Source organism: Pseudomonas sp. MWU12-2029, assembly GCF_023242425.1.
Taxonomy (GTDB): Bacteria; Pseudomonadota; Gammaproteobacteria; order Pseudomonadales; family Pseudomonadaceae; genus Aquipseudomonas; species Aquipseudomonas kribbensis.
Map to the genome: position 1 here is coordinate 137605 of NZ_JALJDY010000010.1, position 21400 is coordinate 159004.

Here is a 21400-nt window from a genome sequence, read left to right on the forward strand (position 1 = left end):
CAATTGATCGGCAGCCGACGCGATCGATTGCGTCAGCCATTACCAGAATGGCCTTGGTTGTACCCTTCTGTCGACCACCTGTCAGACCAGCGGTGGCCGTTCGTCGCCCTGAGGCAAATACGATAAAACCTTACGCCGCAGGCTTCCCTCCATTGAGTAACACCCCCAAAACATCTGCGTGGAGAAACACCAATGGACGGATTGAATCTGCGTCATCTCGCCCTGGCGATCGCCTTGAGCACCGGTATGGGCAGCGCCTTCGCCGCGACCTCCAACAGTTTTGTCGATAACGCGGCGGCCGGCGGCATCGCCGAAATCGAAACCAGCCGCCTCGCTTTGGAAAAGAGCCAGTCGGCGGACATCAAGGATTTCGCCAACATGATGATCACCGACCACGGCAAGGCCAACGATGAATTGGCGGCCATTGCCCAGGCCCACGACATCAAGGTCCCGGACTCCACCACCCTGGTCAAACAGGCCAAGGAAAAAATCCTCGACATGCGCGACGAGTCCTTCGACGCCGCCTACGCCAACAACCAGGTCAAGGCCCACGAAGAAGCCATCGAGCTGTTCAAGAAAGAAGCCAACACCGTGACCGACGACCAGGTCAAAGGCGCCACCGAACTCAAGGGCTTCGCCCAGAAAATGCTGCCCGGCCTGGAAAAGCACCTGGCAGCCGCCAAGGAGCTGCAGGCCAAACACCCTTCCAAATAATCGCAAAGCAAGCCAAGAGGCCGCCTCCACTGGACGCGGCCTCTTTTTATCGGGCATTCAAAAGTGCGAAAGATCGGCGTCACCGGCCACGCCAACTAGAGTTAACGGGGCATTCCTTGCGCCGGATCAAAAATATCCTCACGGGAACGAACAACTATTTCGAACGGCCAGGGTCATTCACTTCGCGCCGGTCATTTTCCGAAGAACCGGCCCCCAATTCGCAATGGAGCACGACGCACATGGCAGCACTGCAGAACAGCACACTCGATACGATGAAAAACAAACAGACACAACTGCTGGGCGAATGGATCAACGGACTGCAGGCCAGCGGCGCCACCCGCAATCTCAAGGAACACGACATACAGCAACAGACCAGCGAATTCCTGCAACTGGTGGTCACGGGGCTGGAAAACGACAGCGGCACCAACATTGCAGCCCCCGGCTGGGAGACCACCCGCCAGTTCCTTGAAAAGCTCTCCCACAGCCGCGCGCTGCTCGGTCAGGACTCGCAACAGACCGCCAGTTTCATTTTCTCGCTCAAAGGACCGCTGTTTGCCTTGCTGCAAAACCATTACCAGGATCAACCGGCCCTGCTCGCCGAACAGCTCTGGGAAATCTCCGAACTGCTCGACGCTTTCGGCCTGCACACCATCCGCACCTTCCAGAAATCCCGTGAAGCGGTGATCAAGCGTCAGCAGGAAGAATTGCTGGAGCTGTCCACGCCGGTGGTCAAGCTGTGGGACGGCGTACTGGCGCTGCCGATGATCGGCACCCTCGATTCGCAACGCACTCAGGTGGTGATGGAGTCGCTGCTGCAACGCATCGTCGACACCGGTTCAGAAATCGCCATCATCGACATTACCGGCGTGCCGACCGTCGATACTCTGGTCGCCCAGCACCTGCTCAAGACCGTCACCGCGATCCGCCTGATGGGCGCCGATTGCATCATCAGCGGCGTGCGTCCGCAGATTGCCCAGACCATCGTGCACCTGGGCCTCGACCTGCAAGGCGTGGTGACCAAGGCCAATCTGGCCGACGCCTTGAAACTGGCCCTGACCCGCCTGGGTATCACTCTCGCCAAGACGGTTTAAGCGATGGAACGTATCCCGATTCTCCAGATGGGCGACTTTCTGCTGGTGACCATCCAGGTCGACATGCATGACCAGCTCGCCCTCACCCTGCAGGACGATCTGTCCGAGCGCATCAGCAAGACCTCGGCGCGTGGAGTATTGATCGACATCTCGGCGCTGGACATGGTCGATTCGTTCATCGGTCGGATGATCGGCACCATCTCCGGCCTGTCGAAAATCATGGATGCCGAAACCATGCTGGTGGGCATGCAGCCGGCGGTGGCGATCACCCTGGTCGAGCTCGGCCTGAACCTGCCCGGTGTCAGCACCGCGCTGAATGTCGAGCGCGGCATGAAACTGCTGCAGGAACGAGTACGCCAGCAATGACGGTGCGTAGCAGCGGTACGCAACCGATCAACATCGAGCAGGACGTGGTGCTCGCCCGGCAACTGGCGCGCAAACTGGCCACCGAGTGCGGCATGCGCCTGATCGACCTGACCAAACTGGTGACCGCCGTCAGCGAACTGGCGCGCAACACCATGGTGTATGGCGGGGGTGGCGACATGGACTGGCAGATCCTCGACGACAACCACAAGGTCGGCCTGCGCCTGACCTTCCGCGATGAAGGCCCGGGCATTCCCGACATCAAACTGGCGATGACCGATGGCTGGACTTCCGGCAGCGGTCTGGGCCTGGGCCTGACCGGCGCCAAGCGGCTGGTGGACGAATTCGAACTGGACACCGCACCCGGCAAAGGCACTCGCATAACGATCACCCGATGGACATGAACATCAGCGGGTCGTTGACCCAGGTCTTGCTGATCGAAGACAGCAGTCAGATCGGCCATGCACGGCGCACGGCGCAGCAGCTCGCCGAGTATCACGGCTTCGATGAACGCGATGCCGGGCGGGTGGCGCTGGTGGCCACGGAACTGGCGAGCAACGTGCTCAAGCACGCCGGTGTCGGCGAGTTGCACCTGCGCGCGCTGCCCCGCGCCAACGGTTTCGGCATCGAGATGCTGGCGGTGGACCGGGCCAAGGGCTTCGATCTGGAGGCCTGCATGATGGATGGCTTTTCCACCGGCGGTACCCAGGGCATCGGGCTGGGCGCGGTGGCGCGGCAGACCGAGGTTTTCGACGTGCATGCCGATGCCCGTGGCGCGGTGCTGCTCGCACGCCTTTATCCACGCAATGACCAGACGCCGGACCTGCGCTACGGCGTCAGCCAGCACTCACTGCACAACGACCCGGCATGCGGTGATGTCTGGCATCTGGCGGTGGATCGCAACAGTATCAGCGCGCTGATCGTTGACGGTCTGGGCCATGGCGAGGACGCCGAACGCGCGGCCCGTGCCGGAGAGAAAGCCTTCGCCCTGGATCCCTTCGCGACCCCGACAATGCTGATGGAAGACCTGCACCGGGAAATGATCGGCAGCCGCGGCGGTGCAGTGGCGTTTGCGCAGTTCCATGGCGAGCGCGACAGCCTGAGCTTCGCCGGTATCGGCAACATCGGCGCCAGCCTCGTCAGCGCCGACAAATCCCGTGGACTGGCCTCGCACCCGGGAATCGTCGGCGGCCAATACCGGAAAGCCCGGCCCTTTGACTATGCTCACGTGAATGGACATCTATTGATCATGTACAGCGACGGCTTGCAGTCCCGTTGGAACCTTCAAGACTATCCCGGCCTGGTGCATCGCCATCCCGCCGTGATAGCCACCGTCCTGCACCGCGACTTCTGTCGCGGCCGCGACGATGTAACGGTGCTGGTCGTTGCCCTGGAGGCCGCCCATGGCTGAGTCCACGACATTGAGCAGCGCAGAACAGAGCGCATTGATCGCCCAGTTGCAGAGCGAAACCGCGGCACTGCGCGAAGAGCTCGATGAAACCAATCAGGGCGTGCTGGCCCTGTACGCCGAGCTGGACACCCAAGCCGAACAACTGCGCCAGGCCTCGGACCTGAAAAGCCGCTTCCTGTCGTACATGAGTCACGAATTCCGCACGCCGCTGGGCTCGATCCTGAGCATCAACAGCCTGCTGGCCGACGAACTCGACGGCCCGCTCAGCCCCGAGCAACACAAGCAGGTGGCGTTCGTCAGCAGCGCCGCCCGTGAACTCAGCGACATGGTCGACGACCTGCTGGATCTGGCGAAGATCGAAGCCGGGCGCATCACCATTTCCCCGGCGTGGTTCGACATGTTCGACCTGTTCGCGGCATTGCGCGGGATGTTCCGGCCGATTGTCGACGCCACGGCAGTGGACCTGATTTTCGAAGAACCGGTGGGCCTGCCACGCCTGTACACCGACGACAAGAAGCTCGCGCAGATCCTGCGCAATTTCATTTCCAACTCGCTGAAGTTCACCACTCGCGGCGAGGTCCGGGTCTCGGCACGGCTTGAAGGCCAGGACAAGGTGCGTTTCGCCGTCAGTGACACCGGCATCGGCATCGCCGCCGAGTTGCACGGCACCCTGTTCGAAGACTTCTCCCAAGTCGATTCGCCGCTGCAAAAACGCCTGCGCGGCACGGGGCTCGGATTATCCCTGTGCAAGCGCTTTGCAGAGCTGCTGGGCGGCGAAGTCGGCGTGGAAAGTGTACCGGGAGTCGGCTCGACCTTTTTTGTGATCATCCCGTTGGCGATCGCTCTGGAGAACGTCGATGAAACATGACATCCGCCTGTTGATCGTCGACGACAACGTCGCCACCCGCTACGCCCTGCGCCGGCGCCTGGAGGGCCACGGCTACGAAGTGCTGGAGGCCGGTACCGGCGGCGAAGGTCTGGCGCTGATTGCCAGCGAAGAGTTGGATGCGCTGATTCTCGACGTCAACCTGCCGGACATGAGCGGCTTCGATATTGTCCGCGAACTGCGCGCCGATCCCGGCACCGCCCTGCTCCCGGTGATCCATGTGTCGGCGGCGTCGATCCAGACCGGCGACATCATCACCGGCCTCGACGCCGGGGCCGACGCCTATCTGATTCACCCGGTCGATCCCGATGTTTTGCTCGCGACCCTGCGCACCCTGCTGCGGGTGCGCGACACGGAAAATGCCTTGCGCGAAAGCGAGGCGCGCTTCCGGGAAATCTTCGTCAATGTCTCGGCGCCGATTGCGGTCATCGATGCAACCCTGAAAGTCCACGAGTGCAACCACGCCTTTGCCCAACTGATCCAGGACAACCGCGACGCGCAGATCCTCGACGAGTGCTTCGCCGAAGATCAGGGCGCAATCCTCAAGGAATTGCGTCTGCGACTGGTGGACGGCGAACGCTGGAAAGGCACGCTGAACATGCGCGTGCAGGGCGAAATCCGCGAAACCCAGTGGCAGATTTCCCCGTACCGCACACCGGAACTGAGCCTGGTGTTCGTCGAAGACGTCACCGAACACCGTCACCGCGAACGCTCGCACCTGGCGCGACTGGACGACACCACTACGCAACTGGCCAAGGAAGTCGCTGACCGGGTACGCGCCGAAGCGCAATTGCTGCAAGTACAGAAAATGGACGCGCTGGGCAAGCTCACCGGCGGCATCGCCCATGACTTCAACAACCTGCTGACCGGGATCATCACCAGCCTGGAACTGATCCAGAAACGTGTCGCCGATGCTCGTCTCGACAAGGTGCAGTTCTACGCCGACGCTGCACTGAATTCGGCGATGAGCGCCGCATCGCTGACCCATCGCCTGTTGGCCTTCGCCCGGCAACAGCCGCTGGACACCCGGCCGGTGGACATTAACGATCACGTGCGTTCGCTCGAAGAATTGCTGGTGCGCACCATTGGCGAACGCATCGCCCTCAAGCTTGAGCTGACCACCAAACCGGCCATTGCTTTGGTCGATCCGATTCAACTGGAAAGCGCCGTGCTCAACCTGGTCATCAATGCCCGGGATGCCTTGCCTCAGGGCGGCAATATCTGGGTCAGCACCTATGCGGCGTACTCCCACGGCGACCCGAATCTGACCGATGGCTCTTACGTAGCGCTGTCGGTACGCGACGACGGCATCGGCATCGAACACAGCCTGATCGACAAGGTGTTCGACCCGTTTTTCACCACTAAGCCCCTTGGCCAGGGCACCGGCCTGGGGTTGTCGACGATTTACGGTTTCGCCCGTCAGTCCGGCGGCGATGCGCACATCCGCAGCGTTGCCCGGCGCGGTACCGAGGTGACCATCATGCTGCCGGCCACCAGCGACCCGACGGCCGTCGATCTGGTGCCGCCAGCGGTCGATCCGCAAGGCTCCGGCGAGCATGTGCTGATTGTCGAGGACATGCCGTCGGTGCGGCTGTTCGTCACTGAAGTGCTGGAGGATGCCGGTTACCGCTGCACCCAGGCCGGCGATATCGAAACGGCGCTGGAGCGCCTGCAGAACGATCCGTCGATCAACCTGCTGCTGACCGACGTCGGCCTGCCGCGCATGAGCGGCCGCGAACTGGCGGACGTCGCCCGGGGCTGGCGCGAGGGGTTGCCGATCCTGTTCATGACCGGCTACGCGGAAACCGCGATCAACCGTCAGGTGTTTCTCGGCGCGGGCATGGACATGCTGGTCAAACCGTTCCAGATCAGCGAACTGCTGGACAAGGTGCGCCGCACGCTGGACGGCGCCTGATACACCGCTATCGCCAGCAGGCTGGCTCCCACATGAAGCACCAGAAACCTGTGGGAGCCAGCCTGCTGGCGATGACAATATTCGAGGCGCTACGCCTAGCGGCTGAGAGCACGGGCAAGAAACGGCGCGGTTCGGCTCTTCTTGCTCGATGCCACTTTCTGCGGCGTGCCGGCCACGACAATTTTGCCACCCTGATCCCCTGCCCCCGGGCCGATATCGATCACCCAGTCGCTCTGCGCCACCACGCGCATTTCGTGCTCGACCACGATCACCGTGTGCCCTGCGCTCACCAGATTGTCCAGTTGCTCCAGCAAGCGGTCGACGTCTCGCGGGTGCAACCCGGTCGTGGGCTCGTCCAGCACATACAACGTCGCACCCCGGGCATTGCGTTGCAGTTCGGTGGCCAGTTTGATCCGCTGCGCTTCGCCTCCGGACAGCTCGGTCGCCGGTTGTCCGAGGCGCAGATAACCGAGGCCGATATCGCGCAGCACTTCCAGTGAGCGGCGGATCGCCGGTTGTTCGGCAAACACCGTCACCGCCTCGTCCACGGTCAATTGCAGCACCTGAGCAATGCTCAACCCCTGCCGCTGAATCGCAAGCGTCTCGGGGTTGTAACGTGCGCCATGGCAGGTCGGGCACGGCGCATACACGCTGGGCATAAACAGCAATTCGACACTGACAAAGCCCTCACCCTCGCAAGTCGGGCAACGGCCCTTGGCGACGTTGAAGGAAAACTGCCCGGCGTCGTAGCCCGCCTCTTGCGCCTGAGGGGTGGCGGCGAACAGCTTGCGCACGTTGTCGAACAGCCCGGTGTAGGTTGCCAGATTGGAACGCGGCGTGCGGCCGATGGGTTTCTGATCGACCTGCACCAGTCGCTTGATCGACTCAAGCCCGGCGCTGATTTGGCCGCTACTGGCTTGCGGCGTGTCATCTTCCAGATTGAGTTCTTCCGGCTCGGCGTCACTGCTGCGACCGAGCTGCGCCCCGACCAGCTCCAGCAGCGCCTGACTGACCAGACTCGACTTGCCCGAACCCGAGACCCCGGTCACCGAGGTAAAGCAGCCCAGCGGAAACTCGACGCTGAGGTTGTTCAGGTTGTTGCGGGTGACGCCGTCGAGCTTCAGCCAGCCCGACGGTTTGCGCGCAGCGCGGGTCGGCCGTTGCTGTTCGGCGAACAGATAGGCGCGGGTCTGGGATTGCTCGATGGCTGAAAGCCCGGCAGGCGGACCGCTGTAGAGAATCTGCCCGCCCTTCTCACCTGCCGCCGGGCCGACATCGATCAACCAGTCAGCGCGGCGCATGGTGTCCAGATCGTGCTCGACCACAAACACACTGTTGCCGTCAGCCTTGAGCCGCTGCAAGGCATCGAACAACGCCTCGCCGTCAGCCGGATGCAGGCCGGCGGAGGGTTCGTCGAGGACGTAGATCACACCAAACAATTGCGAGCCCAGTTGCGTGGCCAGCCGCAGGCGCTGCAACTCCCCGGACGAGAGAGTCGGCGTACTGCGTTCCAGCGCCAGATAACCGAGACCGAGATCGGTCAGGGTGCTGACTCGCTCCAGCAAGTCCTCGGCAATACGCTGCGCGGCTAGGCGTTTTTCCAGCGACAGGTTCGGCGTGTGGCGCACGTCCGGTGCGTTGGCGTGACCGCTGGCGCCATGGGCCACGCGCTGCTGTCGGGCTTCGCGGGTCTGGTTGTGGGTCAGGGTTTCGCCGGTTTCATCGGCGTGTTCCAGCCAGCTCGCGTCCGCCACCGGTTTCAAGACTTCGGCGACTTGCAGAAGCGGCATCCGCGACAACTCGCCGATGTCATGCCCGGCAAACGTCACCGACAGCGCCTCGCGCTTGAGGCGCTTGCCATCGCACAACGGACACAGGCTGCCGAGCATGAACTGCGAAACGCGCTTCTTCATCAGCGCACTTTGCGAATGGGTAAAGGTATGCAGGATGTAGCGCCGGGCGCCGGTGAACGTGCCTTGATAGCTCGGTTCCATCTTGCGTTCGAGGGCGACGCGGGTTTCCTCCGGCGTCAATCCGGCGTACACCGGAACCGTCGGCGTTTCCTCGGTGAAGAGGATCCAGTCGCGCTGCTTTTTCGGCAGCTTGCGCCAGGGAATATCGACGTCGATGCCCATGGTCACCAGGATGTCGCGCAGGTTCTGCCCCTGCCAGGCCAGCGGCCAGGACGCCACGGCGCGCTGGCGGATGGTCAGCTCGGGATCGGGCACCATCAAGGCTTCGGTCACTTCATAGACCCGGCCGAGCCCGTGACAATCGGGGCAGGCACCTTGTGGCGTATTCGGCGAAAAATCCTCGGCGTACAGCATCGGCTGGCCCGCCGGATAATTCCCGGCGCGGGAATACAGCATGCGGATCAGGCTCGACAGCGTGGTCACGCTGCCCACCGACGAGCGCGTACTTGGTGTGCCGCGTTGCTGTTGCAGCGCCACTGCCGGTGGCAGACCGTCGATGGAGTCGACGTCCGGCACGCCGACCTGATCGATCAGCCGCCGCGCGTAGGGCGCTACCGATTCAAAATAGCGGCGCTGCGCTTCGGCATACACGGTGGAGAACGCCAGCGACGACTTGCCCGACCCGGACACGCCGGTGAACACCACCAGCGCATCCCGGGGAATATCGACGTCAACGTTCTTCAGGTTGTGTTCACGGGCGCCGCGCACGCGAACCATGCCGGCGGCGGAATTGGAGCTGCGCTTGGAGGTCATTGGCCAGCCTTGGTCAGGGGATTCGAAGCTCAGGCACTGAGCACTGAACGGATCATCTGCAACAACGCCTCGGGCCCGTAGGGCTTGCCGAGCAAATGAGTGTCGGGGCTGAGCTGGTGATTGCGCGAGATGATGTCGCGGGTGTGGCCTGAGGTGAACAGCACCGCCACCGGCGGCATTTGCACCTTGGCCCACGCAGCGAGATCGGAGCTTTTGATCAGCCCGGGCATGACCACGTCGGTGAAGATCAGGTCGACCCGGGCGCCCTCAAGCAGCATCTGCATGGCCGCGTCGCCATTCCCAGCGATCAGCACGCGGTAGCCTTCTTCGCGCAACAGCTCCACCGCCGAAGTGCGCACCGCTTCGTTGTCCTCGACCACCAGAATGGTTTCATTGCCACCGGCCTGCTGACGGCGCACGCCAGGCGTCTCATCGATCAGCGGCCGCAGACTGCGCGGGAAATACAGCTGCACCCGCGTGCCCTCGCCGATCTGGCTGTCGATCTCGACATGCCCGCCGCTCTGTTTGACGAAGCCGAACACCATGCTCAAGCCCAGGCCGGTGCCCTGGCCATCGGCCTTGGTGGTGAAGAACGGCTCGAACACCTGCTCCAGCATATGCGGCGCAATGCCGACGCCGCTGTCACTGACCGAAACCCGCACGAAATCCCCCGGTACGATGCCCTTGCCGGCGCAGAACGCCCGGTCCAGCGACGTGTTGGCGGCGCCGAGGACGATGGTGCCCTCACCCTTCATGGCATCCCGGGCATTGATCGCCAGATTGAGAATGGCGTTTTCCAGTTGATTGCGATCGACGTTGATGTGCCACGGTTCTTCGGGCAGTAGCACATCGATCTGAATGGTTTCCCCCAGTGCCCGTTGCAGCAATTCGCCGACGCCTTCGAAGATTTGCCGTGGATCGCACACCGCCGGCGACAGCGGCTGACGCCGGGCGAACGCCAGCAGTTGCGAGGACAGCTTGGCACCGCGCTCCACCGCCGCCAGCGAGGCGCTGACCCGGCGTTGCACGTTGGCGTTGTTCGGCTCGTGCCGCGCCAGCAGGTGCAGGTTGCCGGCGATCACTTGCAGCAGATTGTTGAAGTCGTGAGCCACGCCGCCGGTGAGGCCGCCAATGGCTTCGAGTTTCTGCGACTGGCGCAATTGCTCTTCGGCGTTGAGGCGCGCTTCCACTTCATCAGCCACGCGCTGCTCAAGGTTGCGGGTGAATTTGAGCAGGGACTCTTCAGCGGTCTTGCGTTCATGGATGTCGATCAGTACGCCAGGGAAACGGTACGGCTGGCCTCGTTCATCGAACTCGCAACAGCCGCTGGCCAGCACCCACAGATGGCTGCCGTCGGCGCGGATCACCCGGTACTCGGCGTTGTAGGGTTCGCCGGTGCGCACCGAATTTTCGACGCACTCCTGCACCCAGGGGCGGTCATCGGAATGAATGTGTGCTTCGGCAATGTGCTGCGGCAGGTTGGTCAGGTCCTGATCCGGGGGGAAGGAAAAGGTCCGGGCGAAGCGCTCGTCCGCCGACAGCACGTTGTTTCTCACGTCCCAGACAAAGGAACCGAGCAATGCCCCGGCATTCAACGCCAGGCGTACTCGCTCGTTGTCGGCACGATAGGCGTCTTCGGCGGCCTGGCGCAGGCGTTCGGACAGCACCAGTTCGGTGGTTTCCACCACCATTGCCATCACGCCTGCCGGAACCCCGGCATCGTTGGCTACCGGGCTGTAATAAAGGTCGAGCCACACGTCCTCGGGCACGCCGTCGCGCAGCAGTACCAGATCCTTGTTGCGATATTCCAGGGTGCCGCCCGCCAGACAGGTGTCGACCACATGCCGGTTGAAATCGGCGACTTCCGGCCAGCCCAGCTCCACCGGTACACCGAGCAGGTATGGATGACGCCCGCCGGCAAAGCGCGAATAGGCATCGTTGTAGATCATGTAGCCGGCGTGGCCCCAGAGCATGACCATCGGCAACGGCGAGGCGAGCATCAGTTGTACCGTGTTGCACAGGCTGGCCGGCCAGGTTTCGAGGGGGCCCAGGTCCGTGCCGCTCCAGTCGAACGCACGGATTCGCCCGGCCATCTCGCCTTGCCAGCCGTCACACCCATGGCTATCGGATAAAAACTGCATTGGCTGCTTCAACGCCTTGTGGTTGATCCGGTTCAATCGCTGCGCGGTCAAGCGTCGCGCCCGTCTGTTTCGAGCGCACCGGGCAACGATGGTTTCATTAGAGGTATAGCCGATTTCACCCTTACCCGACGCTCAGACTTCGATCAGGTGTTTGAGCGGGTGGTAGCCGGTCTTGAGCTTCGCTGCGACGTCGAGAATCGCCTTCTGGATGCCATCCAGATGCATGCAGGTCAGCTCGATCGCCGCGCTCTGGTTACCGGCCTCGATGTACTCGATCAGCCGCAGGTGCTCGTCGTCGCGGCAGGCTTCGTGGCTGTCGTCATCCAGTGCGGCAGCGTACAGCGAAGCGCGGGAAATCAGCTTCTGGAACCAGTCGAGCAGCACCGGATTGTTCAGGCTGCGGGCCAGTTTGAGGTGGAACTCGCCGAGCAGGTGAATCAGTCGCTCGTGGTCGCCGGCCGCATGGGCTTCGTCTTCCAGCAGCAAATGCTCGCGCAGGTCCTGCATCGCGGCGGAGTCCTTGCGTCGGCACAGCTCGGTGACGATGCCGATCTCGATCAGACGCCGGGTTTCGAACAGCGAACGGATTTCTTCATCGCTGGGCAGTGACACCGACGCACCTTTATTGGGCTCGGTGGTGACCAGACCGTCGGCCTCCAGCTGCTTGAGCGCGGCGCGAACCGACGTGCGGCTGACATTGAACAATTCCGCCAGCGACGCCTCACCCAGTTTCATTCCCGGACGCAGCGAACGCTTGCTGATCGCCTCGTAAACCCCTTGGTAGACGCGGTCGACCGTGGTTTCCGTTTTCTTTTCGGTCATTTGAAAGCTCCTTCGATGCTGGCAACGCGCCCCGGCGAAAGACTCAGCCAGGGAAATGGGGGTTGCACAAGCAGATTAATCCGGGTATTTCTAAATTGCATTCAGATATTGCATACAATAATTAGAGGATTGCACCATTATGGGTCAACCAATAGCAATTGAAGTGCGTAATGTCTCCAAACGGTACTCCGACGATCCCGGCCTCGCGCCAGCCCTCGACAATGTCTCGGTGAACATCGCCGACAATGAGTTCTTCACCCTGCTCGGCCCTTCGGGCTGCGGCAAAACCACCTTGCTGCGCACTATCGCCGGATTCGAACACGTCAGCGACGGCGAGATCCGACTGGCGGGCGAAACCGTGAATCACCTGCCGCCGTTCAAGCGCCGGGTCAACACGGTGTTCCAGAGTTACGCGCTGTTTCCGCACATGAGTGTCGCGCAGAATATCGCCTTCGGCCTCGAGATGCAGGGTCTTGATCGCAAGACGATCCCCGGACGGGTCGACGAGATGCTCGCGCTGGTGCAAATGGAGCACCTGGCCGGGCGCAAACCGGCGGAATTGTCCGGCGGCCAGCAGCAGCGCGTGGCTCTGGCCCGGGCTCTCGCGCCGAAACCGAAAGTGCTGTTGCTCGATGAACCGCTGTCGGCGCTGGACCTGAAGCTGCGCAAGGAAATGCAGGTCGAACTCAAGCGCGTGCAGCAGGAAGCCGGGATCACCTTCATCTTTGTCACCCACGATCAGGAAGAAGCCCTGACCCTGTCCGACCGGATTGCGGTGATGTCCGCCGGCAAGATCCTGCAGATCGGCACCCCGACCGACATCTATGAACGCCCGCAGCACCGTTTCGTCGCCCAGTTCATCGGCGACATCAATTTCCTCCCCGGCCAGCTCAAGCGCGGCGAGCACAACGAAAACATCTTCGTGCCCAACGGCATGCCGGTGGAAATCCCCTGCCCGCCCCAAGGCGTCAATGGCAGCAGCGTGCAACTGGCGTTTCGTCCCGAGCGTTCGCAACTGGTCACGGCGGATCAGCCCCATCATTTGCGCGGGGTGATCGAGGCAGTGCTGTATGTCGGCACCGCGACTCTTTACCAGTGCCGCTTGAACAACGACATCAAAGTCATGCTGCGGGAAAACAACGAAGGCCTGAGCGCGTGTCGCGCGGTCGGTGAACCCGTGGCGGTGCACCTGCCGCCCCAGGCCTGCCTGTTGATGGAGGCCTGAGATGAGCGTCAGCAGCACTTCCCCCTCCCTCAACCGTGCTCTGTTGCTCAGCCCGGTGGTGTTGACCCTGCTTGCCCTGATCGCCATCCCGCTGGGGATCATGGGCTACATCAGCCTGCTGCCGCGCAACACCTACGGCGGTGTGGACTGGCAGGCCCAATGGCAACTGCAGAGTTACGTGCAGCTGTTTTTCCAGGAAGGCTTCGACGGCGAACTGGAGCTGAACTGGGTCTACGCCCAGGCGTTGTTGCGCTCGGTGTTCCAGGCCGGTGGCACCACGCTGTTGTGCTTCCTGTTCGGCTTTCCGGTGGCGTTGTGGATGTCGAGCCTGACCCCGCGCCGACGCAATCTGATGGTGCTGCTCATCACCATTCCGTTCTGGACCAACCTGCTGATCCGCAACTACGCGTGGCTGATCATCCTGCGCGAACAGGGCTGGGTCGCCCAGAGCCTCAACGCGCTGTTCCCGAGCGCCGGCGGCATCACCCTGCTCTACAACGACTTCGCGGTCAGCGTCGGCCTGGTCTACAGCTTCCTGCCGTTCATGATCCTGCCGATCTACTCAACCCTGGAAAAACTCGACTGGCGCCTGGTAGAGGCCGCCTATGACCTGGGCGCCAACCGCTGGCACGCGCTACGCCGGATCATCCTGCCGCTGTCGATGCCCGGGGTGATTGCCGGTGCGTTGCTGGTGTTCGTGCCGAGCCTCGGCGCCTTCATCACCCCGGCGATTCTCGGCGGCGGCAAGACCCTGATGATCGGCAACCTGATCCAGCAACAATTCGGCACCGCACGCAACTGGCCGCTGGGCAGTTCACTGTCGTTCCTGCTGCTGGGGATTCTGCTGTTGTCGCTGGTGCTCTACGCCCTCTACAGCCGCAGCGCGGCGAAAACCCTGAACCGGGGAGCGAAAGCATGATCTCTCTGCACCTGAAAAAACTCCCGGCAACCCGGGAAATCAGCCTGCTGATCCTCGCCTATCTGTACGTGCCGATCCTGGTGTTGATCGTCTACAGCTTCAACGCCAACCGCTCGGCGACGGTGTGGACCGAGTTCTCGTTCGCCTGGTACGGGCGGATCCTGGCCAACCCGTCGATCCAGACGGCGGCGCTGAATTCGATCATCGTCGCGACCATCGCCACCGTTTGCGCCACGGCGATTGCGCTGCTGGCGGCGCTGGCGACTTACCGGCCGTTCTACGGGCAGAAAATGGTCGAGGGCGGAATCAACCTGCCGCTGATCCTGCCGGAGATCGTCACCGCCGTGGCCACCCTGCTGCTGTTCATGGCGCTGGGGATCAAGCTCGGGCTGATGACGGTGATCGTCGCGCACATCGGCTTCTGCATTCCGTTCGCCTACCTGCCGATCCGCGCACGGCTTAACGATCTGGACAAGAGCCTGCTGGAGGCCGCCAACGACCTGTACGCCAACCCGTGGCAGGTGTTTCGCCGCGTGACCTTGCCGCTGCTGTGGCCGGCGGTGCTGTCCGGTTCGGTACTGGCGTTCGTGGTCAGCCTCGACGATTTCATCATGACCTTCTTCGTCGCCGGCCCCGGTTCGACCACGTTGCCGGTGTACATCTTCTCGGCGATCAAGGCCGGTGTGACACCGGAGATCAACGCGATCTCGACCCTGATGCTGGTGATTTCCATCGTTCTCGTGGTGCTGGCCTTCTGGCTCGGCCAACGCGGCAAACAACAATAAACCTGGAGCGCGCTCATGAAAGTCAAAAACATGCGTCTGGCAGTATCCGGTCTGGCCCTGAGTTGTTTCACCGCGTTCGGCGCCCACGCCGCCGAGCCCAAGGAATTGTTTTTCTACAACTGGACCGATTACTACCCGGTGGATTTGCTGGCCAAGTTCGAAAAGGAGACCGGGATCAAGGTCACCATGGACGGCTACGACAGCAACGAAACCCTGCTCGCCAAATTGCAGGCCGGCGGCGCCGCGTATGACGTGATCGTGCCGTCGCAGTCGATCATGCAGACGCTGATCAAGCAGGACCTGCTGCTGGAAATCGACACCCCGACCCTGAGCAATTTCCAGTACGTCAAAGGCCCGTTCCGCGACCCGAGCTTCGATCCGGGCCGCAAATATTCGGCGCCGTACCTGTGGGGCACCACCGGGTTCTCCTATGACAGTGCCCGGGTGCCGGGCGGCAAGCTCGACGATTCGTGGAAAGAATTCTTCGAACCGCGCAAGGAGCTGCAAGGCCAGCTCGCCGCCCTCGACACCTCCAGCAGCGTGATCAACGCCGCCAGCCATTACCTGAACGTCGACGAATGCACGGAAAACCCGCAGGACGCCAAGCGCATCCTCGAGCTGCTGCAAAAGCAGAAACCGTTTTTGAAGATGTACAGCTCCGACAACACCGTCGACCGCATGGCCTCCGGCGAAGTGATCATGATGCAGAACTGGAACGGCTCGACGGCCCGCGCCACCTTGCAGAAGAACACCATCAAGTACGTTTACCCGAAAGAAGGCGTGGCGATGTTCCAGGACAACTTCGCCGTACCGAAAAGTGCGCCGCATCCGGGCAACGCGAAGATCTTCATCGACTGGATGATGAAACCGGAGAACGCCGCTGCCGTGTCCAACGCGATTGCCTATGCCAACGGCATTCAGAGCGATCAGTTGCTGGATGCGAAATGGAAGGTCATGGACGCCATCAACATGCCCGAGGAATACGCCTCGCGGCTGCGGCCGGAGAAGGAATGCAGCAACAAGGCGCGGGAGCTGCAGGATCGGATTTGGTCGAAGCTTAAGGGTTGATCACCTGACTCAAGACCGCGTCGCGGCCATCGCTGGCTTGCCAGCGATGAGGCCCGCCCAGACAACATAGAAACAGAGGTATGAAATGTCCCACCCCCGCTGGCTCAGAAACATCCGCCCCTACGGCGCCTCCGCCGAAGACCTGCTGATCGAAAACGGCAAGTTCACCCAACGCCGGCCGGCCTCCAATGCTCCATTGGCCGCCACCGACATCGACGGCCAGAACCAGCTGTTCACCGCCCCGCTGGTGGAAAGCCACGTCCACCTCGACAAAACCCTGTACGGCCAACCCTGGCGTCCGAACAGCGCCGGTCCGACGCTCAAGGACTACATCAGCAACGAGCGCCGCGTGTTGCGCGAGGTGAAAGCGCCGATTGCCGAACGCGCCGGCGCCCTGCTGGAAAACTGCATCGCCCGGGGTTCGCTGACCATGCGTTGCCACGTCGACATCGATCCGGAATTCGGCCTGCGTCACGTCGAGGCCATGCAGCAACTGCGCGAGCGCTACAACGACCTGATCGACCTGCAACTGGTGGTGTTCCCGCAAACCGGCCTGATCAGCCGCCCCGGCACTGCCGAACTGATGTGCGAAGCCATGGCCCTGGGCGTGGAAAACGTCGGCGGGCTTGACCCTTGCGGCATCGACAACGACCCGATCGCCCAACTGGACTTCGTCTTCAAACTGGCCCGCGAATTTCAGCGCGGCGTCGATATTCACCTGCACGACAAAGGCGAACTGGGCCTGTGGCAGATTGCGCGGATCGCCGATTACACCGAGCGTTTCAACCTGCAGAACCGGGTGATGATCAGCCACGCCTATTGCCTCGGCATGCTGCCGTGGAGCCAGGTCAGACCCGTCGCCGAACGCCTTGCTGCACTGGGCATTTCGCTGATGAGTTCGGCGCCGGCCGACTGCGCAGTGCCACCGTTTCTGTCGCTGCGCGAGACCGGGGTCAACGTGTGCCTCGGCTCTGACGGTATTCGCGATGCGTGGTCGCCGATGGGTAATGGCGACATGCTCGAACGGGCGATGTTGCTGGCGTTCCGTTTCGATCTGGGCAAGGACGATGAACTGGCGGCGGCGTTCGAAGCGGCGACGGTCAATGGTGCCCGCGCGTTGGGGGTCGAAGGTTACGGCTTCGACATTGGCAAGCCTGCGGACTTTCTGTTGATGCCCGTCGAAACCCTCGGCGAAGCCGTGGTCGCGCGCCCTGTGCGTCAGGTCTATCGCGGCGGCGAACTGATCGCCAGCGGCGGTCGCTTGCTGGGCACCCGTCTGTGAAACGGATCGGCCTGAAGGCCGGTTGCGTAGTCGGCTTCGACTGCACGCAACATGTGCTGTGGCGCGACGGAGAAGTGGTGTTTGCCGGCTCGCGGATCGAGTTTGTCGGGCGCGGTTACCAAGGGCCGGTGGATCAGTGGATCGACTACGGCAATGCGCTGATCGGCCCCGGCTTCATCGACCTCGACGCCCTCGGCGATCTCGATTCCACGGTACTGACCCTGGACACCGGCGATGAACGCGCCATGGGCCGGATGTGGTCGGCGGAGTATCTGGCGGCCGGCCCGCGTGAGTCGTTCAGCCCCGAAGAAGAGGTTTTCAAATACCGCTACGCCTTCACCCAGTTGATCCGCAACGGCATCACCACGGCGATGCCGATCACTTCGATGTACTACCGCGAATGGGCGGAGACCTACGACGAATTTGCGGCCGTCGCCGACGTGGCGGGTGAACTGGGGCTGCGCACCTATCTCGGCCCCTGCTACATGAGCGGCATGAGTTACTGGCGCGCCGACGGCACCCTCGCCCATCACTGGGATGAGGCTCGGGGCCTGGCCGGGCTCGACGCGGCCGAACGATTCTTCAAGGATTTCGATGGCGCACACGCGGGGCTGATTCGCGGTGCACTGCTGCCGGATCGCATCCAGACCTGCACCCCGGCGCTGCTGCAACGTACATCCGCCTTGAGCCGCGAACTGAATGCACCGATGCGTCTGCATTGCTGTCAGGCGCCCGGTGAAGTGGCGATGGTCGAGCAATTGCGTGGCACCTCGCCGTTGGGCTGGTTGCAGCGACTGGATTTGCTTACACCGCGCAGCCTGTTGCCCCACGGCATCTACACCTCAGGCGATGACGATCTGCAGCGGGTCATTGATGGCGGCGCCAGTCTGGTGCACTGCCCGCTGGTGTTCGCCCGCGACGGCGAGGCACTGAATTCATTCGGCCGCTATCGGGCCAAAGGCATCAACTTCGCTCTTGGCACCGACACCTGGCCGGCGGACTTGCTGGAAAACATGCGCCACGGTCTGAACATCGCACGCTTGATGGAGGGCGGCTCGGCGCTGACCAGCAGCCTCGATCTGTACAACGCCGCGACCCTCGGCGGCGCCAAAGCCTTGGGCCGTGACGATCTCGGTCGCCTGGCCCCCGGTGCCAAGGCCGACATCACCGTGTTCAGCCTGCGTGGCCTGCATCTGGGCCCGTTGTTCGACCCACTGAAAAACCTGCTGCTGGCCGGGCGCGGCGACGACTGCATCGCCAGTTACATCGACGGTCGCTGCGTGATGCACGACGGTCAGGTCAACGGTGTCGACTACCCGGCCCTGCAACGCCAGGCCCAACGCCAATACGAAAAACTGATGCGCAGCCACAGCGACCGGGCTTTTGGCCGACCGGACTGGAAAACCCTGTTCCGGCCAGCCATTCCGTTCGCCGATGACTACAGCGCCGAAGCGCCGTTGAGCGCCATCGATCCACTTCTTTAGAGATATCTGCCATGCACAGCTTCGATTTCAGCCAACTGAGCCCACGGGAAAAATACAAGATTCTGATCGGCAGCGTGGTGCCACGCCCGATTGCACTGGTCACCACCATCGACGGCGAAGGCCGGGTCAACGCGGCGCCGTTCAGCTTCTTCAACGCGCTGTCGGCGGACCCGCCCATTCTTGCGCTCGGCGTGGAGAACTACGGCGACCAGAGCCCCAAGGACACCACGCGCAATATCCAGATGAACCAGGAATTCACCGTCAACATCGTCAACGATGCACTGGTGGAAGCCATGAACGTTTGCGCGGTGCCATTCGCACCGGGATTCGATGAGTTGACCGCTGCGGGCCTGACGGCGATCCCCGGCACCTCGGTCATATGCCCGCGTATCGGCGAAGCACCGGTGGCGCTGGAGTGTCGGCGGATGATGGCGCTGAACATCGGTCAGTCGCGGGAGATCATTTTTGGCGAGGTGTTGATGGCGCATGTGCGCGACGAGTTGATCGACCCGAAAACCCTGTACATCGATCAACTGGGGCTGGATGCGATCGGGCGCATGGGCGGCCATGGTTATGCACGGACCCGGGATTACTTCGATCTGCCGACCCGCTCGTTGCAAGCGTGGACGGAGGCACCGGGGGGTGGCGAGCGGTTCTGGCCTGGCAAATAAAAAGCGGCCCACCGAGGTGGGCCGCCGTGACAGGTCGATCAGTCAGTGCCGTACTTCGGCGACCGTGGCCCGTACAGCAGGCCTGCCGGATGTCCGGCCGACAGCAGACGATTGCTGGCCACACCGGCAATCGGGTAGCCGGCATCGGTGGAGCTGTTGACGATCTGTTTTACCGCAGCGGTGATCAGCGCACCGATCAGGCCGCCGCCACTGTTGTTGCCACCCTCTTCGCTCGACGCTCGGGCTGCACCGGTCCACAGAGTGGCACCGGTTTTCAGGTCCACCAGTTTGGCGCTGGCGGTGACGGCGGTTTCGCTGCTGATCACCATGTAGCGCGTGCCGTACTCGCTGACGGTGATGTACAGCGCCGCATCGGCGCCGAAGATTTCCTGCAGTTTGTTGACCGGCGCCTGATGGATGTCATCCGGCGTGGTCAGGCCGTTCTGGCGGAACGTCTCGTCGACCAAGGTAATCGGCAGCACGTAGTAACCGGCCTCGGCCAGCGGGAACGTCACTTGCGACAACAGGCTGTAGGACGCCTTGACGTCCGGCGAGGTGTTCAGCGGCGGCAGCACCAGAATGGACTTCGGACGCGCTTGCTTGTACGCCGAATAATCCACGGTTTTCGGTGCGACGCAGCCACCCAGAACGGTCAGCGCCAGGCCGGCGGCCAGCAGTTTCAAGACACGGGAGATCATTTGGCGTCTCCGGTCTTGGCGTTCTTGAGCAAGAAGTCCATGTAGGTGCCGGACTCGGGGAACAGAGTCTTCTCTGTGCGCAGTTGCTGCACCATCTGATCGTCCTTGCCCATGCTCAGGTACAGCAGACCGAGGTGCGCGTGGTAACCCGGCGGTACAGGCTTGCCACTGGCGCGGATCTTTTGCAGATCGGCTTCCAGCGCTTCGGCCTGGGCCTCTTTCGGCGTTTCGCTTTTGAAGTATTCGTAGACTTGTGGCTGGTAGCCTTCCCACTGGTACAGGGTTTGCGGGCTGCTGCAACCGGCCAGCAAGGCGCTGGCGGTCAGGGCCATCAGCGACCGGGACAGGGACAGATTCATGGTGTGTTGCTCCTTGCGATGGGCGTCTATCAGTTGCCCGGTTTCCAGGCGCCGGCGTTCATGCCATCGACCAGGCGATTGATCGCCTCGCGCATGGCCAGATCGAGGACTTTGCCGTTGAGGGTGGAGTCGTAGGCAGCGGTGCCGCCGAAGCCGATGATTTCGCGGTTGGACAAGGCGTATTCGCCGGCGCCCTGGGTCGAATACACCACTTCGGAAGTGCTGATGTTGACGATGTTCAGGTTGACCTTGGCGTAGGCGACCTGGGTCTTGCCACGGCCGAGAATGCCGAACAGCTGATGATCGCCGGTCTCTTTGCGGCCGAACTCGGTGACGTCACCGGTGACCACGTAATCGGCGCCTTTCAGACGCTGGGCCTGGCCCTTGATCGCCGCTTCCTGCTGGATCTCGCCCATGTTGTCGCGGTCGAGTACGGAGAAACGGTTGGTCTGCTGCAGGTGAGTGATCAGGATGGTCTTGGCCTGGCCACCGAGACGGTCGACGCCGTCGGAGAAGATCCCGCGCATGTAGCTCGAGCGGTTGTCGAACTTGCCCACGGCCATCGGGATACGGACACCGGTCCAGGCTTGAGTGGCGCTTTCCACCTTGGCCACCGGCAGTGCGCGGGAGCTTTCGGTGGCGCAACCGGAAAGCGAGCCGGCCAGGGTGCCGAGGACGGCAATCGCAACGCCCGAGACCAACATCCGGGAGATCATTCTCACTGTGCATTCCTTCTGAAAAATGATGTGTCCCGGCACGGCAAAAATCGTGGGGGATCGGGAAAGGGCCGGCATTATGCCAAAGTGCCATCAGTGAGGACAGGTTTTTTTGACGTCAGTG

Annotated in this window: 20 protein-coding genes; 14 read left to right on the forward strand and 6 right to left on the reverse strand. The window is 62.4% G+C overall.

Annotation, left to right across the window (positions count from 1 at the left end; genetic code table 11):
* Nucleotides 1–192 precede the first annotated feature (192 nt).
* The 7 genes from M5B44_RS23435 (at nucleotide 193) to M5B44_RS23465 (ending at nucleotide 6380) form a co-directional block, all read left to right on the forward strand.
* On the forward strand, nucleotides 193–714 hold the full coding sequence (locus M5B44_RS23435) for a DUF4142 domain-containing protein (protein WP_248740643.1): 522 nt from the start codon (nucleotides 193–195) through the stop codon (nucleotides 712–714).
* A 239-nt stretch (nucleotides 715–953) separates the two neighbouring features.
* Nucleotides 954–1805, forward strand: a complete 852-nt coding sequence (locus M5B44_RS23440; protein ID WP_248740644.1) for an STAS domain-containing protein — start codon at nucleotides 954–956, stop codon at nucleotides 1803–1805.
* A 3-nt stretch (nucleotides 1806–1808) separates the two neighbouring features.
* Nucleotides 1809–2171, forward strand: a complete 363-nt coding sequence (locus tag M5B44_RS23445; protein WP_007959463.1) for an STAS domain-containing protein — start codon at nucleotides 1809–1811, stop codon at nucleotides 2169–2171.
* Entirely contained in the window at nucleotides 2168–2572 is a 405-nt protein-coding gene (locus tag M5B44_RS23450) for an anti-sigma regulatory factor (RefSeq protein WP_085710114.1), read from the forward strand. Before M5B44_RS23445 ends, M5B44_RS23450 begins: the two co-directional genes overlap by 4 nt.
* On the forward strand, nucleotides 2569–3579 hold the full coding sequence (locus M5B44_RS23455; RefSeq protein WP_248740735.1) for an ATP-binding protein: 1011 nt from the start codon (nucleotides 2569–2571) through the stop codon (nucleotides 3577–3579). Before M5B44_RS23450 ends, M5B44_RS23455 begins: the two co-directional genes overlap by 4 nt.
* Entirely contained in the window at nucleotides 3572–4447 is an 876-nt protein-coding gene (locus tag M5B44_RS23460; protein ID WP_248740645.1) for a sensor histidine kinase, read from the forward strand. The genes M5B44_RS23455 and M5B44_RS23460 overlap by 8 nt, the downstream gene beginning before the upstream one ends.
* Complete coding sequence (locus M5B44_RS23465) at nucleotides 4437–6380, forward strand: response regulator (protein WP_248740646.1); 1944 nt, start codon at nucleotides 4437–4439, stop codon at nucleotides 6378–6380. The genes M5B44_RS23460 and M5B44_RS23465 overlap by 11 nt, the downstream gene beginning before the upstream one ends.
* 95 nt (nucleotides 6381–6475) lie before the next feature.
* On the opposite strand, the gene M5B44_RS23470 is transcribed toward M5B44_RS23465, so the two are convergent.
* The 3 genes from M5B44_RS23470 to M5B44_RS23480 form a co-directional block, all read right to left on the reverse strand.
* Nucleotides 6476–9106, reverse strand: coding sequence for an excinuclease ABC subunit UvrA (locus M5B44_RS23470; RefSeq protein WP_248740647.1), 2631 nt, complete (start codon nucleotides 9104–9106; stop codon nucleotides 6476–6478).
* Nucleotides 9107–9135: 29 nt separating this feature from the next.
* Nucleotides 9136–11247 carry a PAS domain-containing hybrid sensor histidine kinase/response regulator gene (locus M5B44_RS23475; RefSeq protein ID WP_248740648.1) on the reverse strand — a complete coding sequence of 704 codons (2112 nt, stop codon included), beginning with the start codon at nucleotides 11245–11247 and terminating at the stop codon, nucleotides 9136–9138.
* 132 nt (nucleotides 11248–11379) lie between these two features.
* A complete protein-coding gene (locus tag M5B44_RS23480) occupies nucleotides 11380–12069 on the reverse strand; it encodes a GntR family transcriptional regulator (RefSeq protein WP_085710119.1) in 690 nt (229 codons plus the stop codon).
* 139 nt (nucleotides 12070–12208) lie between these two features.
* Here M5B44_RS23480 and M5B44_RS23485 point away from each other — a divergent pair, with 139 nt between their 5' ends.
* The 7 genes from M5B44_RS23485 to M5B44_RS23515 all read left to right on the forward strand — a co-directional run bounded on the left by M5B44_RS23485 (nucleotide 12209) and on the right by M5B44_RS23515 (nucleotide 19503).
* Nucleotides 12209–13294: an ABC transporter ATP-binding protein gene (locus M5B44_RS23485; RefSeq protein ID WP_248740649.1), complete on the forward strand. Its 1086-nt coding sequence runs from the start codon at nucleotides 12209–12211 to the stop codon at nucleotides 13292–13294.
* A gap of 1 nt (nucleotide 13295) precedes the next feature.
* On the forward strand, nucleotides 13296–14213 hold the full coding sequence (locus M5B44_RS23490; RefSeq protein WP_085710121.1) for an ABC transporter permease: 918 nt from the start codon (nucleotides 13296–13298) through the stop codon (nucleotides 14211–14213).
* Nucleotides 14210–14998 carry an ABC transporter permease gene (locus M5B44_RS23495; protein WP_085695903.1) on the forward strand — a complete coding sequence of 263 codons (789 nt, stop codon included), beginning with the start codon at nucleotides 14210–14212 and terminating at the stop codon, nucleotides 14996–14998. The genes M5B44_RS23490 and M5B44_RS23495 overlap by 4 nt, the downstream gene beginning before the upstream one ends.
* Nucleotides 14999–15013: 15 nt before the next feature.
* Nucleotides 15014–16066, forward strand: a complete 1053-nt coding sequence (locus tag M5B44_RS23500; protein WP_119429319.1) for an extracellular solute-binding protein — start codon at nucleotides 15014–15016, stop codon at nucleotides 16064–16066.
* Between the two features lie 85 nt (nucleotides 16067–16151).
* A complete protein-coding gene (locus M5B44_RS23505; protein WP_248740650.1) occupies nucleotides 16152–17348 on the forward strand; it encodes an amidohydrolase family protein in 1197 nt (398 codons plus the stop codon).
* Nucleotides 17345–18832: an amidohydrolase family protein gene (locus M5B44_RS23510; protein WP_248740651.1), complete on the forward strand. Its 1488-nt coding sequence runs from the start codon at nucleotides 17345–17347 to the stop codon at nucleotides 18830–18832. The genes M5B44_RS23505 and M5B44_RS23510 overlap by 4 nt, the downstream gene beginning before the upstream one ends.
* An 11-nt stretch (nucleotides 18833–18843) precedes the next feature.
* The gene (locus M5B44_RS23515; protein WP_248740652.1) at nucleotides 18844–19503 is read left to right on the forward strand and encodes a flavin reductase family protein; all 660 of its coding nucleotides are present in this window, start codon (nucleotides 18844–18846) and stop codon (nucleotides 19501–19503) included.
* A gap of 38 nt (nucleotides 19504–19541) precedes the next feature.
* On the opposite strand, the gene M5B44_RS23520 is transcribed toward M5B44_RS23515, so the two are convergent.
* The 3 genes from M5B44_RS23520 to M5B44_RS23530 are packed head-to-tail and all read right to left on the reverse strand — an operon-like array spanning nucleotide 19542 to nucleotide 21276.
* A complete protein-coding gene (locus M5B44_RS23520) occupies nucleotides 19542–20201 on the reverse strand; it encodes a DUF799 domain-containing protein (RefSeq protein ID WP_248740653.1) in 660 nt (219 codons plus the stop codon).
* Complete coding sequence (locus M5B44_RS23525; RefSeq protein WP_085710128.1) at nucleotides 20198–20560, reverse strand: DUF4810 domain-containing protein; 363 nt, start codon at nucleotides 20558–20560, stop codon at nucleotides 20198–20200. Before M5B44_RS23525 ends, M5B44_RS23520 begins: the two co-directional genes overlap by 4 nt.
* A gap of 29 nt (nucleotides 20561–20589) precedes the next feature.
* On the reverse strand, nucleotides 20590–21276 hold the full coding sequence (locus tag M5B44_RS23530) for a CsgG/HfaB family protein (RefSeq protein ID WP_167748751.1): 687 nt from the start codon (nucleotides 21274–21276) through the stop codon (nucleotides 20590–20592).
* Nucleotides 21277–21400: the final 124 nt, after the last annotated feature.